We start from the raw sequence: 15,935 nt of genomic DNA on the forward strand, positions 1-15,935 counted from the left end.
AATTTATATAGAATTCTGATTAGCATTTATATTAGCTGCTAGAGATTTTTTGATTATAGTTTTCAGAAGCTTCTTATGTTTATGATTAGGATTCTTTCTTAGGCAGTCTAACGCATATTGTTGCAATATAACCAAAGGTAGAGTTATATCATCTCTCATTTTGATAGATCTTTCTTTGACAGGATTTGCATGCAAGAAGTTCTCATCTTTTTCAGTTACAGCTAAGAGATATTTTTTAGCTAATTGATGCTCATCGAACAATTGTTGCCAAAAGGCACTGTATTTAGGATCTTTACTTATATGCTTTGTAATATTGAAATTTGTTTGAGCAATACTTTGTAGAGCATTATCAAATATTCCTTTGATTATAAGTGAGCGTTTATATATTTTTTGTAGTGCGGTTAGATTGTTGTTATCTTTTGTCACTACGGTACTTATAGCTGTTCCTAAGCCATAAAATGCTAAGATACTCTGTCTCATTTGAGTCCAAGCAGCACCATAAGGTATAGCTCGAAGGTCATCTAGTTTAAATTTATCGCTAGAGTTTCTTTTAGCGGGGCGAGATCCGACATTCATTTCACTAATATATTTCAAAGGAGTGATTTCGGTAATATAGTCAATAAATTGCGGATGATTTTTTAGATTTATGTAGGTGTCGAAAGAAAGTTTTCCTAGCTCATTTATAAGAGAAGTCTCTGTAGGATTAAGTCTATGTGCATTGTGTAAGTTTAGTTTGCCATATAAGCCAGATGTCAAAATTTGCTCAAGATTATATTGAGCGCTATTGGTATTACCAAATTTTGAAGAGATACTTTGTCCTTGGATAGTTATCTGTACATCATGATTTGAGACAACATTAGATAGTCCTTTATAGAATAGAAACATATCTCCACCTCCACGTGAAGGAGGGCCACCACGACCATCAAAAAATATTGGTTTGATACCTTTTGAGCTAAGATATTTGCTTAGAGCTCTCTTAGCCTCAAGGATAGACCAGTTAGCCATGAAATAACCACCATCTTTGGTACCATCAGAGAACCCAAGCATAATAGTTTGAGTATTTTGCCATGCTTTGAGATTGTCTGTGTAGAGCTGTATTTTGAGTAGTTCATCAATGATTTTTGTCGAATTCTTGAGATCTTCCATAGTCTCAAATAAAGGCACTACTTCAATTTTTATTTTATTATTAGTATCGATATCTTTGTTGAAGAGTTTAAATATTGTCAAAACCTCTAAGATACTTACAGTAGAGTCAGCATTACTTATGATATATCTTTGAATGGCATCGTAACCACTATGTTGCTGAATATATTGTATAACTTCAATAGTCTCTAGAAGTTCTCTAGCTAGATCGCTATTGACCTCTAGTTCTTTAAAAGATTTTTGTTCAGCGAGTTCGACAAGGTGTTTGACTTTCTCGGAGTCACTGAGTGCTTGATAGTCAAGGTTATAGTTCTCACTAAAAAGTTCATTAAAAAACTGATTATGTATTTTGGCATTTTGACGAATATCCAATTTAGCAAAATGAAAGCCAAAAATTTTGACTTTTAGGATAAGATTATCGAGTTTATCAACAAATAAGGAGTTATATTCACTATCTACGACATTTTTTACTTTGACTAAATCATCCAAGAATGTTTGTGAGTTGGAATATTTATTAGTTTTTAGTCTTTTGCGTATTTTTGTAAGCTCTTCATGGACATTTTCAAAAGTAAGTTTTTTGATTAATCTCTTTAAATCTTTGTTGTAGCTATTTAATATACTTGTTCTTAAGTGTTTAGAAACTTTTTTGGTAACATTTGCTGTCACAAAAGGGTTACCATCACGATCTCCACCTGGCCAAAATCCAATTTCAATATTAGTGCTATCGTTAGTTAGTTTATGTTGAATTTTTGGAATCACATTATAAAAAATATTATTTAAATACCATATTATCGAAACAGCCTCATCTTCAGGTGTTGGTTTAGTTTTATTGCTGAATTTAGTTTTTCCCATTTGTAGGAAAATATCCTGAATTTTATTTATATCATTGTCGATAATCGCCTTTTTTAGATCATGGATAATCGGTAGTACTAATTTTGCATAAAATTGCGTAGGATGAGCTGTGAGTACAAGTCTTGTTTTATACTCTTGTAAGGCTCTACTTAGAGCATTTTGCTTATCGTGTCGTTCGACTCTTCTAGCTAGCCTTGTGATGCTATACTCACCATTTAAATCATGTGTTTTGGCATAAGCAGCTTCTTCAAGAGCATCTATCAAGACTGTTTGTCGTTCAATATAGCGTATGAATTTGACAAAGATTTGAAGCTTTTGCTCTTCTGACATTTCAGGATATAGATTTTCAATAGTCTCTATTGGGTCTTTAGCATTTTCAATGAGATCTTTACAGATATTCGCAAATGTAGCTAGCATTGCATTTGCATTGTGCTCTTTATCAAGAGGAGTGCTCAAAAAAAGGCCATTTAACATCTTATACTTAAGCTCAACTTCAGATTTATAGCTCTCTACTAGTTCATTTTGGATCGAATAAAATGACATTGGCAACTCCTCAAATTTATAAAAACATATAAATAAACATTTAAAACTATTTGGTGTGCAGAGTATATATTTATACGCTTATTTTGATAATTTTCTATAATTATTACTTTAGTTTTGTGTTAATGAATAAGAGCTTATTAAATAACTGTCTTGAAACCATCAAATTTCTAGTTTAATCTTAAAACAATTTTATTTGCATGATATTTTAAATTGGGAATTTGTAGGTATGAAAAAATCTTTTGTATTGCTTGACTATATTTTGAAAAACTTGTTTACAGCAATATTTTGGTTTGTTGCTGGTCTTTTTGTTGGTTATTTAGCAGTAAGCTTTGCAGCATCAGAACATGTTTATAGTGTTCTAAAGTCTTATGGTTTTGTTTGGATGTCAATATATGGGGCTATTAAGATTTCGGGAGTGCTTAGTATTGTTTTTGCTATTATTTTTGCTGTATTTGATGAAAATAAAAAGTTTTTGATAATACCGATGATAGTTACTGTCTCTGTTTTATATTTTATTCAATATTTTTTGACTCATTTCATATTTCACTGTCTAGCATAAGATTATGTTGAATCAACTTGCTGAAAATATCTGGGTTGTAGATGGTGGAGCCGTTCCTTTTTTTGGTCTTCCGTATACGACAAGAATGACGATTATAAGGCTTGAGAATAATGATTTATTTATTCACTCACCAATTAAGCCAAATAATGAGCTAATGCAAGAAGTATCAAAGCTTGGTAATATTAATTATCTAATCTCCCCAAATAAAATTCATCATCTATTTTTACAAGATTGGTTAGAGCTTTATCCTAATGCCGAGGTATATGCTTCACCAGGTCTTAGAGAAAAAAGAAAAGATATTAATTTTACTACTGATCTAAAAGATCTTCCTGAAGCTCAATGGCAGAATGAAATTGATCAGCTAATATTTAAAGGTAGTAAGGTAATGCAAGAGGTTGTGTTCTTTCACAAGCCATCTAAAACTTTGATACTTACAGATCTTATAGAGAATTTTGGTGAGAACTACTTTACAGGATTTAAAGGCTTGATAGCTAAGTTATCAGGTATAGTTGCCCCAAATGGTAAAACTCCTATAGATTGGCGAATGTCATTCTTTTTTGGTAAAAAACAGGCTCGAGAGTGTTTTGAGAGAATCTTGGCTTGGCAACCTGAGAGAATAATTGTTGCTCATGGTAAAAATATTGAAACAAATGCTGTAGACTTTCTTAAAAAATCATTTAAATGGTTAGGGAAGTAAATTAATGATCCATGCAGCAGCTTTTGTCGCTATCAAAGATAATAAAATTCTTTTGACTAGAACTAGAGATAATACTATCTGGTATCAAGCAGGTGGTAAAATTGAGCAAAATGAAACACCTATCCAAACTATTGTAAGAGAGCTAAAAGAAGAGTTAAGTCTGGAGCTTACAACAGATGATATGCGTTACCTGGGGAACATAACCACGGATAATCATGATAGAACCACAACGGTATCTTTAGAGTGTTTTACAGCCGATATTAATCAAGAAATTAAGCCGTGTGCTGAAATTTCGGCAATCAAATGGTTTGACTTTGATGATACTGAATTCGTCGCACCAGCTGTATTAGAGGTTATTGTGAAATACAAAAGTGGTGAATGGCAAGTATAGGTATTCTAGGTACTCTTTTAGACTTTAAATCATAATTTTTTCAAATACGTATTTAAATGATTAAATAAACTCATAAGCTAGTATAAACTTGTTTCAAATTGCAAATGAATTATCAAAAAATATGCAAAGAAAAGAGTTACTAAATGCGGTTAAGAGAATAGTTGTAAAAGTTGGGACTAGTACTCTAACTCATCAAACAGGTCTACTAAATATTTATCGAATAGAAAAGCTAATTAGACAGTTATCAGACCTACATAATCAAGGCTATGAAGTAATACTTGTAACATCAGGAGCTGTTGGTGCGGGTATGGGTAAGTTAGGGCTGCAACAAAAGCCAAAAACTCTACCAGAGAAGCAAGCTGTAGCAGCAGTAGGGCAAGTGGCTTTGACTCATTTATATCAAAAGCTTTTCTCTGAATATGGTAAGAATATTGCTCAGTTGCTTCTGACAAAAGATGATGTTGCTAATAGAGAAAGATACCTAAATGCACGAAATGCTTTTTCAGCTTTATTGGCAAAAGGAGTTATCCCAATCGTTAATGAAAATGATGCGGTAGTAGTTGATGAGATTAAGGTTGGTGATAATGATACTTTATCGGCATTAGTTGCAAATTTAATAGATGCTGATTTATTGATTATTCTCTCGGATATTGATGGTCTGTATACAGCAAATCCACGTATAGATAGCTCAGCAAAACTTTTAAATATTATCCCAGAAATTTCAGATGATATTCGAGCTATGGCTGGTGACGTGGGTTCTAAATTTGGTACAGGAGGTATGGCTACTAAGATTAAGGCAGCTGAGATTGCTGTGGCTGGTGGTGTTAATATGGTTATTGCCAGTGGAGAAGATCCTAAAATTCTTTTGGAGATAATATTGGGAGATGATATCGGGACATTATTTGCAAAAAATAATAAAAAAGAAATTACAGCTAAAAAGCATTGGATAACTTATAGTAGCCATAAGCGAGGACAAATTATAATTGATAAAGGAGCTGTTACAGCCCTAAAACAAAACAAGAGTCTTTTACCATGTGGAATTATTTCTATAAATGGAGATTTTCAAAAGGGTGCTACGGTTGTTGTTTGTAGTGAAGATACTCAAGAAATAGCCACTGGACTGGTTAATTATTCATCACAAGATTTGGCAAAAATCAAAGGACATAAAAGTTATAATATTGCTAATATTTTAGGGCATTGTGACTATAATGAAGTTGTCCATGTTGATAATATGTTTTTAAAGGAGAGTTAGATGAGCTTGTCTATCGTAGAAATGGGTAAAAATGCTAAGCAAGCTGCAAAAGAGTTAGCTCAAGCAAATACAGAGTTTAAGAATAATGTGTTACATCAGTTAGAAAAATCATTGTTAGACAATGCTGAGCATATTTTGCAACAGAATCAAAAAGATCTAGATAATGCTAAAAAAAATAATTTATCAAAAGCATTTATTGATAGATTAACACTAACTCCAGCACGAATAGAATCTATGGCTCAAGGGGTTAGGCAAATTGCTGATTTTGCAGATCCTATAGGCAAGGTTGAGAAAGGTTTTAAGCACCCTAAAGGAATGACAATCTCTCAAGTTAGAGTGCCACTAGGTGTAATCGCAATGATTTTTGAATCACGCCCAAATGTAACTATAGATGCTGGAGCATTAGCATTAAAATCAGGTAATGCTATTATCCTTAGAGGAGGTTCTGATGCTTTACATACAAATATAGCTTTGAAAAATATTTTCCAAGAGGTATGTGAAAAGCATGGGTTATCAAAAAATATAGTACAGTTAGTCGAGGATATCACCAGAGAGCGTGTAACAGAGTTAGTAACACTAGATAAATATATTGATGTGATAGTTCCAAGAGGTGGCAAAAGTCTTAAAAAGGCTATCCAACAGCAGGCTACTGTTCCAATGATAGAAACAGGGGCGGGGATTTGTCACACTTATATTGATGAGTTTGCAGATTTAGATAAAGCTATAAAGATAGTTATAAATGCAAAAACCCAGCGCCCTGGAGTTTGCAATGCCTTAGAAACTCTTTTAGTTCATCAAAATATAGCGGAGAAATTCTTACCTAAGTTAGAAATAGAGCTTGCTAAATACAACGTTGAACTAAGAGCCAATAATGAGAGTTTAAAATATCTAGAAAATGCTACACTAGCGACTACAGAAGATTGGGATACTGAATATTTAGATTTAGTACTTTCTATCAAAACAGTGGCAAATATTAATGAAGCTATAGAGCATATTAATACCCATGGTAGTATGCATTCAGAGTGTATAGTACTGAAAATTATACAAATACAGAGATTTTCTTAAATGAAGTAGATGCTGCAGCTGTATATGCTAATGCTTCAACTAGATTTACAGATGGTTCTGAATTTGGTTTTGGCGGCGAGATTGGTATTAGTACGCAGAAGCTTCATGCTAGAGGACCAATGGGTATCAATGAACTTACAACTCTAAAATATATTATTAGAGGAAATGGGCAGGTTAGGGGATAGTCTTATTTTACTAGTATAGATTTATCTACATTATTGATATCTGTGAAACCACAAAATGCCATAGTTTTATCCATTTCTTGATGGAAAATTTCAAGTACTCTGTAAGCACCTTGTTCGCCATAAGCACCAAGACCGTAAACCATTGGTCTACCAATTAGTCCAGCTTTAGCTCCGAGAGCTTTTGCTTTGAGTAAATCTTGACCGCTACGAATACCACTATCAATTAGAACTTCAAGCTTTGGATCTACAGCATCAACTATCTCTTCAAGCATAGATATGCTAGAAGGCGCTCCATCTAATTGGCGACCGCCATGATTTGAGACTACTATTGCATCAGCACCAGTATTTTGCGCCATAACAGCATCTTGTGTACCCATAATCCCCTTGATAATCATTGGACCATTCCATTGTTTTTGTACCCACTCGACATCATGCCAATTTAGGCTTAAATCAAATTGTTCATTTGTCCATTTACCAAGAGATGCAAAACCACCTTTATTTTCAGCGTGATTTGCAATATTACCAAAGGTTCTATTTTTGGTTTTTAACATATTCAAGCACCAGTATGTTCTAGTACTTAGGTTAATTAGATTTTTAAGAGTAGGTTTTGGAGGTACTGTTAAGCCATTTTTTATATCGGCATGGCGGTTACCTAGCATTTGTAGGTCAGCAGTTAGTACTAGGGCACTACAACCAGCATGCTTTGCACTTGCTATAAGATTTGCCATAAACTTTCTATCTTTCATCATATACAACTGAAACCAAAAAGGTTTGGTTGTATGCTTAGCTACTTCTTCTGTAGAGCAGATAGACATTGTCGATAGTGTAAAAGGAATACCAAATTCTTCAGCTGCTTTGGCAGCATGAATCTCGCCATCTGCATGCTGCATTCCAAGTAGACCAACTGGAGCAAATGCTAAAGGCATACTGTATTCTTGACCAAGAATTTTGGTTTTTAATGATCGATGTTGGATATCAGTTAGTACTTTTTGCCTAAAAAAGTATTTATCAAAATCTTTTTGATTATGCTCTAGAGTTTTTTGTTGCCATGAGCCTGATTCACAGTAATCAACAAACATTTTAGGAACTCTACGATGATAAATTTTACGCATATCATCAAGAGATGTGATTTTTAGTAGATTTTTTTTCATAAAAGCTTTCTCAACTATAATGATATTTTTATCAAAACCGTAGTGTTAATGTAATAAGCTAAATTTCTGTAAATATTTTATCTTCAGGTAGTCTAGATTTTGGTAATTTAGCATTAAAATCTTCTTCTGAAGCATAACCAACAGTTACAACCACGGATGTTTTATAACCTTTTTCTCTTAGATTAAATTCTTCGTCTATTATATTAGCTTCGATACCTTCCATTGGCGTAGCATCTATTTTCAGTGCGGATAATCCTAATAGAATATTACCAAGGGCAATATAAAGCTGCTTTTCTGTCCAAATCTGTAATTCTTGTGGTTTGTCTTTGTATGCTAGAGCAAATTTTTTGCGTACATCTCTTTGCATATTTTCAAAATCTGAAGTAGGAAATCTACCATCTTTACGCTCTTGATCAAGAAGTAGCTGTAGATATTTGTCATCGATATCAGTTTTTAGGCAAAATACTATAGCCAAAGCACAGTCTTTAATATTTGTTACATTTTTTGGGTGTATATTTTCAGCAGCTTTTGAAATTTTGGCTTTTGCCTTATCAGATGTTGCTAGGATAAAATGCCATGGCTGTGAGTTTACACTTGACGGTGTGAATCTTAGCAAGTCTTTTATTTGTTGGACTTGTTCAGAGTTTAACTTTTTTGTTGGATCATAAGCTTTTGTAGTGTAGCGAGTTTTGGCATATTCGACGATATTCATAATTAAAAAGTAAAATTTTATCAAAAGATTAACTCAGTATATTTGATTCAAAAATATACAACAATGTTTTTTGAGTTATAGACTCATCTTAAAGTTATTTAGCAATTAACCCTTACAGGACATTTCCAATTAAAATTTTCTGGTAACTTCGCTATTATTTTTGGGAAATCTTTTTTTAGAAATATTATTAGTGAAATTGATTTTAAAGTTTTTATATACATTAGTAACATAAATATTGAGATCATAGTTTCATAGAAATATCTCATTATTTTTATACTGCCTTTTATTTCAAAGTTTAGATAGATGATTTTATCAAAGACTATTAACACTAAAAATGCTAATAGTGTTAAAAGTATAAACGTAATGAAACTAGTTATTACTTTCCTTAGGATTTTTAAACTTGGAGTAATATAAAAAGTATTGTTTTTATTATCAAAAATAACGGCTTTTAGTTTGTTTAATTTTTTTATTTCTTGAAAAGAAAGATACTCAGTAAGTTTATTTAGTAAGTAAATATCTCTAAATCTCGGTGGAGCTATTGCAAATTCACGCTTGAGAAAGTTTTTATGATCTATCTTAAATTGTAAATACAAAGCTGCTCTAGCGATAGGGTCTGTAGTAGAGTTTATTTTCTCTATTATTTCAGCCATATCTTTTATCTTATGATGACTAAAGACACTTACTTTCTCAATTTCACCAAATAAAAATTAAATGCATAATAGAGTATTGCTACAGGGATAACTAATAGTAACTTGTAGTTAGGATCAATCAAAAATTCAAATAATTCCATGGTAACTGATATCCATAATTAGCTTATAAGCAATATTTAATATTCTTTAGTTACTAAATTCAATAGTGATCTATTATGCTATTTGTTAAGTTTGTTTTTAGTGTTATTGATGTTATCTTAGATTTATCAAGATGTTCACTGTGGGTGATGGCTTTGTATAGAATAGAAACTGATAGTATGGGGGAAGTCAAAGTTGATGACAGATATTATTGGGGTGCTCAAACTCAGCGATCTATAGAGCATTTCTCTATAGGTAAGGATTTGATGCCTATAGAAGTTATCAAGGCTTTAGCCATTATCAAAAAAGCAGCGGCAATTACCAATAATGAGCTAGGTATTTTGCCTAAAAATAAGCGAGATATCATTGTTACAGTTTCTGATGATATAATTTCCGGCCAGCTTGATAATCATTTTCCACTACATGTTTGGATGACCGGCAGTGGTACGCAATCAAATATGAATGTCAATGAGGTTATTTCAAACAGAGCGATTGAGCTACTAGGTGGCAAAAAGGGTAGTAAATCTCCTATTCATCCAAATGATGATGTCAACATGTCACAATCATCAAATGATGCCTTTCCAAGTGCGACGTATATTGCTACTGCTTTTGAGATAAATAAACAATTATTACCAGCTCTCGAATACATGTGTGATGCTCTAAAAAGAAAGAGCAACGACTGGCAAGCTATCGCTAAGATTGGCAGAACTCATATGCAAGATGCTGTGCCACTAACTCTCGGACAGGAGTTTTCAGGCTATGCGGCGCTACTTGAGAAAAATATTCAAAGAATCAAAGAATCTTTAAAAGGTGTATATGAGATAGCTCTCGGTGGAACAGCTGTTGGTACTGGCTTAAATGCACCTAATGGTTTTGCTGAAATTGTAGCAAAACGTATTGCTTCTATTACTGGGTTACCATTTGTTACAGCCATAAATAAATTCGAGGTGCAAGGTTCACATGACGCTTTAGTTGCGATTATGGGTCAGCTCAAAACTTTAGCAAATTCACTATTTAAGATTGCTAATGACATTCGCCTATTAAGCTGTGGCCCTAGAGCAGGGTTTCATGAGTTGTTAATTCCTGAGAATGAGCCTGGATCATCAATTATGCCAGGAAAGGTTAATCCTACACAATGTGAAGCTATGGCAATGGTTGCTGCTCAAGTAATGGGTTATGATGTTGCTGTTGGTATCGGCGGTTCTGCAGGATATCTTGAAATGAATGTCTATAAGCCCTTGATTATTTTTAATATTATTCAATCGATTAAGATTATTTCAGAAAGTTGTGTGAACTTTACAAAATATCTTTTGGAAGGTATGACGCCAAATCATGACAAAATAGATTTTTATCTCAAAAACTCATTGATGCTTGTTACAGCTCTTAGTCCAGTGATAGGCTATGATAAAGCTTCTAAAATGGCGCATTATGCAGATAGTAACAACTTATCGTTAGCTGAGGCAAATAATGCTCTTGGTTTTTTGTCTGAAGAGGAGTTTAGTCGAGCCGTTGATCCATACAAAATGACAAAAGGTGGTATTATATAATGGATAACTATTTCCAAAAACAGCATCCTAATTCGATCTGCTAACTCTTGCAAGAAACCTATTTCTAGTTTAATCTTTAAGCAATTTTATATTCAAGGTACTTATTATATGATCACAACAAGATTTGCACCAAGCCCAACAGGTTTTTTACATGTTGGTGGGGTGCGTACAGCACTTTTCAGTTGGCTTTATGCTAAGAATAAAAAAGGTAATTTTATTTTAAGAATTGAAGATACTGATTTAGAAAGGTCTACTCAGGAAGCAGTGGATGCAATTTTAGATGGTATGAGCTGGCTTGGGTTAGAAAATGATGGCGAAATTTACTATCAGACAAAGCGTTTTGATAGATATCATGAAGTTATTAAGCAATTGATAATAGAAGGTAAGGCATATTATTGTAATTGTTCTAAAGAAAGGCTAGAAGAGCTAAGAGAGTACCAACAAGCAAATAATCTTAAAACTGGTTATGATGGTAAATGTCGTGATACAAACTATGTGCCAAAAGAGGGCGATAGTTTTGTAGTTAGATTCAAAAATCCTACTGACGGAGTTGTAAGCTGGGATGATGCTGTAAAGGGTAGGATTTCAATTGCTAATCAAGAGCTTGATGACATGATTATCCAAAGAGCAGATGGTTCACCTACTTATAATTTTTGTGTGGTTGTTGATGATATGGATATGGGTATTACACATATTATTCGTGGAGATGATCATGTTAATAATACTCCTAAACAAATCAACATATATAAAGCCTTAAATGCTCATGTTCCGGTATTTGCACATGTTCCAATGATTCTTGGTCCAGATGGAGCAAAGTTGTCTAAACGACATGGTGCGGTCAATGTTATGCAGTACCGTGAAGATGGTTATTTACCTCAGGCTATACTTAATTATTTAGTTAGACTTGGGTGGTCGCATGGGGATCAAGAGGTTTTTTCTATAGATGAGATGATAGCATCCTTTAATTTGGAGCGCATCAGCGCATCGCCATCACGTTTTGATTTTGAGAAACTTAAGTGGTTAAACAAACACTATATTAAAGAATCTAACTTTGAAGATATCAGAGATGAAGTTGAATATCATTTTGTCAAAGCTGGTTTAGATATCACTAACGGCCCTAAGCTTCAAGATCTAGTAGCTGTTATGGCAGAAAAAGTTGACACTCTAGTAGAGCTTACAGAAAAATCAAGCTACTTTTATAGTGATGATATTACCTATGATGAAAAAGCTGTTAAAAAGCATATCAAAGCAGCAACGGGGGCAATATTTATTCAACTTCTAGAGAATTTTGAATCATTAACGCAAGAGCAATGGCAAGATCCAGATACTTTGCATAACGTAGTTGCATCAACAGCAGAGCAGTGTGAAGTTGGTATGGGTAAAGTTGGTATGCCATTACGTATTGCTATTACAGGATCGGGGCAATCACCTGATATTGGTATTACTCTTAAGCTTTTGGGTAAAGAAAAAGTATTGTCCAGACTGCAAAAAGCAATCAAAGAACTTTGTGAACTATAATCCTATATTTTTACCTTCTTCATTTTTTATAAAATCTAAAAGTTAATATCTAGCTATCTGTATACAAAACATTTAGTATTTAAGTTTAATACTTAACTTTTGGTTTTGTTTTGACTTATTCAATTATTGCTAAAAAAGATAAACAGTATGGCGTAGGAGCTATTACAGCATCTGTTGCTGTAGGAGGCTTTGTTCATCACGCTTTACCAAATCAGATAGTTTCAGCTACACAGGGGTATTATACCAACCATCTTTACCACTATTGGGCAAAAGAGTTACTAAAAGACCAAAATTCAACACAAGTTCTTAAAGAAGTTATTAAAAAAGATCTTAATTCGAATTATCGCCAATTTATTCTCATGGATAAGCAGGGTAATACAGCTGGTTGGACAGGTGAGTTTAACGATTCATTCTGTGGACATATCCTTAAGAAGAATTTAGCTGTTGCAGGGAATCGTCTAGCTGGTAAGCAGGTTTTAGATAATATGATTTCTGCGTATGAGAACTCTAAGAGTGATGATTTTGTTGAACAAATTATAGATTCGCTAGAGGCAGGGTTGTTAGCTGGAGGAGATAAACAAGGAGCTGTTTCAATGGCTATAAGGGTTGTTAGTGAAGACCTTCCACCTTGTGACCTAAGGGTCGATTATTCTGAAAATGGAGTTATAACCGATATTCGAAAACTATATTCATATTATACTGCAAACAGTTATCAAGAGTTTATAAAATCAATACCAACTATAAATAATCCACATAAAGCTGGATAAAAGACATTTTTTTAATAAGAAAAACTATAAGAGAGATAAATATGAAAATTAATTATGATATTGCAGAGTTAAAAAAGTACTTTGATACAGCAGCAACATTTAGCTCATCACAAAAAGGAGTTACTAGATTATTTTGTAGTAAAGAGCATAAGCAAATTATCCCTGTTATAGATGGCTGGATGCAAGAAGCAGGTTTAGAAACGCACTTAGATGCTTTGGGAAATGTTGTTGGCAGAAAGCAAGGTAAGAAAACCTCTAAAACCTTAATTATAGGCTCTCATCAAGATAGTGTTATTGAAGGTGGAAAATATGATGGAATATTAGGTGTGCTTTTACCATTATATGTACTGAAAAAAATGCACGATGCGGGTATTGAGCTTGATTATAGCATTGAGCTTATAGCTTTTGGTGATGAAGAGGGTATTCGTTTTCCAGAGACTTTATTGGGGAGTAAGGCTCTAAATGGAGACGTATCTCTAGATGCCTTAATAAAAGCGACTGATAAAGATGGTATATCAATTTATGATGCTCTTAAATCAATCGGAGCCAATCCAGATGAAATTGCTAAATGTAAAAGAAATAAAGATGATGTTCTTGGGTTCTTTGAAGCACATATTGAGCAAGGTCCAGTTCTTGAACAAAAAGGGCTTCCAGTTGGCGTGGTAACTGCTATCACAGGTATACAAAGGTATGCTGTAAATATTCAAGGTAAGGCAAACCATGCTGGTACAACTCCTATGAATATGAGACAAGATGCTTTGGTTGCTGCAGCAGAGATTATTCGTTTCGTCGATAAACTATTCAAATCAACAGAAGATTTAGTTGGTGTTGTTGGTGAGCTAAATGTATCTCCTAATGCTGTTAATGTGATTCCTGATCATGTTGATATGACGATTGAAATACGCTCTCCACATAGTAGTTTGAGAAAAGAAGCAATGGAAAAAATTGCTGAATTCTTTAAAAGTGTTGAGCAAGAATATAGTGTGAAAATTTCTTATACTAAAAATTATGAGATGGAAGGACCTTTTTGTGATAAAAAAATGCAAGATCAACTTCTTGATGCTATAAAAGAAGAGAGTGAAGCTCCTTTTTCATTGTTTAGTGGTGCTGGTCATGATGGTTTAGCTATGATTAATCTTACTCCTATCTCAATGTTATTCTTGCGTTGTAAAGATGGTTTAAGCCATCATTTTGAAGAAGAGATAGATTATAATGATGCTGTTATAGCTGCTAAGGTTATACAGAGATTCTTGCAAAAATTTGATTACTCATAGGAAGTAATACTATGAGTGATAAAGCTAGATTGGAGTCAAAGTGGTATCACAAAATTAGTGACCCAATGGTTATAATATTTATTGTTATAATCCTGGCTTCGATTTTGACATATATTATTCCAGCAGGCGAATTTACAAAAGATGTAGCTAGTGGAGTTACTACAGTTGGTACTAAGTTTTTTCATCGTTTACCTAATCATGGTATTAGTTTATTTGGTGTGTTTGAAGCAATTCCAAAAGGGCTAGAATCAGCTTCGGAATATTTGTTTATAGTATTTATTGCTGGAGGTTTATTTCACCTTCTTGATAAATCACAAGCATTAGAGCATGCCATAGGAACCGCAGTTAAGCATATAGGTTTTAAGAGAAAGACATTGCTAATCTTTTTGGCTACTTATATCTATGGTATTTTTGGAATAGCTGTTGGTTATGAGAATAATATCGCACTAGTGCCTGTAGCTTTGATAATATCAGCAGCTCTTGGTCTTTCAAGAGTTGTTGGTGTATGTATTGCTGTTGGTGGTATAGGCATGGGTTTTGCCCTGTCTCCTATAAATCCATATACTATTGGGGTTGCGCAAAAAATAGCTGATTTACCATTATTTTCAGGAGCTGGTTTACGAACTATTATGGTTTTTGTAGCTTTGACTATATTGGGTTTTTATATAGCAAAATTCATAGCTCCTAAAGAAGAGTGTCAAGAAGGGAAAGCGCTTTTATCTAAAAATATTGAAGATTATCATATGAGCCTAAGAGATATTTTGATCATACTGGTTTTTGCTTTAGGAATACTTGTTATAGCTGTTTGTTCAATCCTTTCAGGTATAACAAAATCTGATGGGCGATCAGTCTTAGGTATGCCTTGGTATATTAATCAGATTGCTGCGATATTTTTAATTATATCTATGTTTGTTGCAGTTATTTGTAAATACAACCCTAATCAGTATGTAAAGTTTATGATGGAGGGAGCGTCGAGAGTTACTCCTGGAGCTTTAGTTATTGGTCTGGCTGCAGCTATTCAGGTGATTCTTAAAGAGGGTCAAATAATAGATTCTATTATTTATTACCTAGGTGATATGCTTAGTTATATTCCAGCTTCTGTTTCCGCTATTTTGATGACATTAGTTCAAAGTGTTATAAATTTCTTTATCCCTGGTGGGTCTGGACAGGCTCTGGCTACTATGCCTATCCTAATTCCTGTCGCTGATATGGTAGAAATGAAAAGACAGCTTATGATATTAGCATTCCAAGTTGGAGATGGCTTTACTTATATGATATCTCCAACAGCAGGAGGGACTTTGGCAATGTTAGCTTTAGCTAGGGTATCGTATGTGAAGTGGTTAAGAGCGATTATACCTTTTATTATTTTTATGTACTTCGTATCTTGGATTTTTATATTAATAGCTCACTATATTAATTGGTCATAGCATAAAAAAAGCAAAAATTTTTAAAAACTGCTTGACTAGAGTCTAAAAGTCATTATAATACACA

Annotated in this window: 15 protein-coding genes; 11 read left to right on the forward strand and 4 right to left on the reverse strand. The window is 33.5% G+C overall.

The window, feature by feature from the left end; translation table 11 throughout:
* Positions 1-3: 3 nt before the first annotated feature.
* The gene (locus tag F7308_RS00990; protein WP_013921991.1) at positions 4-2,538 is read right to left on the reverse strand and encodes a phosphoenolpyruvate carboxylase; all 2,535 of its coding nucleotides are present in this window, start codon (positions 2,536-2,538) and stop codon (positions 4-6) included.
* Between the two features lie 226 nt (positions 2,539-2,764).
* On the opposite strand from F7308_RS00990, the gene F7308_RS00995 reads away from it, so the two are divergent.
* From F7308_RS00995 to F7308_RS10510, 6 genes are all read left to right on the forward strand, one after another.
* Entirely contained in the window at positions 2,765-3,097 is a 333-nt protein-coding gene (locus tag F7308_RS00995; RefSeq protein WP_013921992.1) for a hypothetical protein, read from the forward strand.
* 4 nt (positions 3,098-3,101) lie between these two features.
* Complete coding sequence (locus F7308_RS01000) at positions 3,102-3,794, forward strand: DUF4336 domain-containing protein (RefSeq protein WP_013921993.1); 693 nt, start codon at positions 3,102-3,104, stop codon at positions 3,792-3,794.
* 4 nt (positions 3,795-3,798) lie between these two features.
* Positions 3,799-4,185: an NUDIX hydrolase gene (locus tag F7308_RS01005; RefSeq protein WP_013921994.1), complete on the forward strand. Its 387-nt coding sequence runs from the start codon at positions 3,799-3,801 to the stop codon at positions 4,183-4,185.
* A gap of 121 nt (positions 4,186-4,306) precedes the next feature.
* On the forward strand, positions 4,307-5,437 hold the full coding sequence (gene proB / locus F7308_RS01010; protein WP_041263871.1) for a glutamate 5-kinase: 1,131 nt from the start codon (positions 4,307-4,309) through the stop codon (positions 5,435-5,437).
* Positions 5,438-6,502 (forward strand): glutamate-5-semialdehyde dehydrogenase, encoded by a 1,065-nt coding sequence (locus F7308_RS01015; protein WP_013921996.1) that lies wholly within the window; start codon positions 5,438-5,440, stop codon positions 6,500-6,502. It begins immediately after the preceding gene.
* Positions 6,460-6,687, forward strand: a complete 228-nt coding sequence (locus tag F7308_RS10510; RefSeq protein WP_041263575.1) for a hypothetical protein — start codon at positions 6,460-6,462, stop codon at positions 6,685-6,687. Before F7308_RS01015 ends, F7308_RS10510 begins: the two co-directional genes overlap by 43 nt.
* A gap of 2 nt (positions 6,688-6,689) precedes the next feature.
* On the opposite strand, the gene F7308_RS01025 is transcribed toward F7308_RS10510, so the two are convergent.
* From F7308_RS01025 to F7308_RS01035, 3 genes are all read right to left on the reverse strand, one after another.
* Positions 6,690-7,838 carry an alpha-hydroxy acid oxidase gene (locus F7308_RS01025; RefSeq protein ID WP_013921997.1) on the reverse strand — a complete coding sequence of 383 codons (1,149 nt, stop codon included), beginning with the start codon at positions 7,836-7,838 and terminating at the stop codon, positions 6,690-6,692.
* A 58-nt stretch (positions 7,839-7,896) separates the two neighbouring features.
* Complete coding sequence (gene nfsB / locus F7308_RS01030) at positions 7,897-8,550, reverse strand: oxygen-insensitive NAD(P)H nitroreductase (protein WP_013921998.1); 654 nt, start codon at positions 8,548-8,550, stop codon at positions 7,897-7,899.
* A 98-nt stretch (positions 8,551-8,648) separates the two neighbouring features.
* On the reverse strand, positions 8,649-9,200 hold the full coding sequence (locus F7308_RS01035; protein WP_013921999.1) for a hypothetical protein: 552 nt from the start codon (positions 9,198-9,200) through the stop codon (positions 8,649-8,651).
* Positions 9,201-9,493: 293 nt separating this feature from the next.
* Between F7308_RS01035 and fumC the strand changes: the two genes are divergently transcribed.
* The 5 genes from fumC to F7308_RS01060 all read left to right on the forward strand — a co-directional run bounded on the left by fumC (position 9,494) and on the right by F7308_RS01060 (position 15,871).
* A complete protein-coding gene (gene fumC / locus F7308_RS01040; protein ID WP_041263873.1) occupies positions 9,494-10,885 on the forward strand; it encodes a class II fumarate hydratase in 1,392 nt (463 codons plus the stop codon).
* 108 nt (positions 10,886-10,993) lie between these two features.
* Complete coding sequence (gene gltX, locus F7308_RS01045; RefSeq protein ID WP_013922001.1) at positions 10,994-12,403, forward strand: glutamate--tRNA ligase; 1,410 nt, start codon at positions 10,994-10,996, stop codon at positions 12,401-12,403.
* A 110-nt stretch (positions 12,404-12,513) separates the two neighbouring features.
* Positions 12,514-13,170: a DUF1028 domain-containing protein gene (locus F7308_RS01050; protein ID WP_013922002.1), complete on the forward strand. Its 657-nt coding sequence runs from the start codon at positions 12,514-12,516 to the stop codon at positions 13,168-13,170.
* 41 nt (positions 13,171-13,211) lie between these two features.
* Positions 13,212-14,444 (forward strand): M20 family metallo-hydrolase, encoded by a 1,233-nt coding sequence (locus F7308_RS01055; RefSeq protein ID WP_013922003.1) that lies wholly within the window; start codon positions 13,212-13,214, stop codon positions 14,442-14,444.
* Positions 14,445-14,455: 11 nt separating this feature from the next.
* Positions 14,456-15,871 carry a YfcC family protein gene (locus tag F7308_RS01060; protein ID WP_013922004.1) on the forward strand — a complete coding sequence of 472 codons (1,416 nt, stop codon included), beginning with the start codon at positions 14,456-14,458 and terminating at the stop codon, positions 15,869-15,871.
* Positions 15,872-15,935: the final 64 nt, after the last annotated feature.

The organism is Francisella salina, assembly GCF_000219045.1.
GTDB lineage: Bacteria > Pseudomonadota > Gammaproteobacteria > Francisellales > Francisellaceae > Francisella > Francisella salimarina.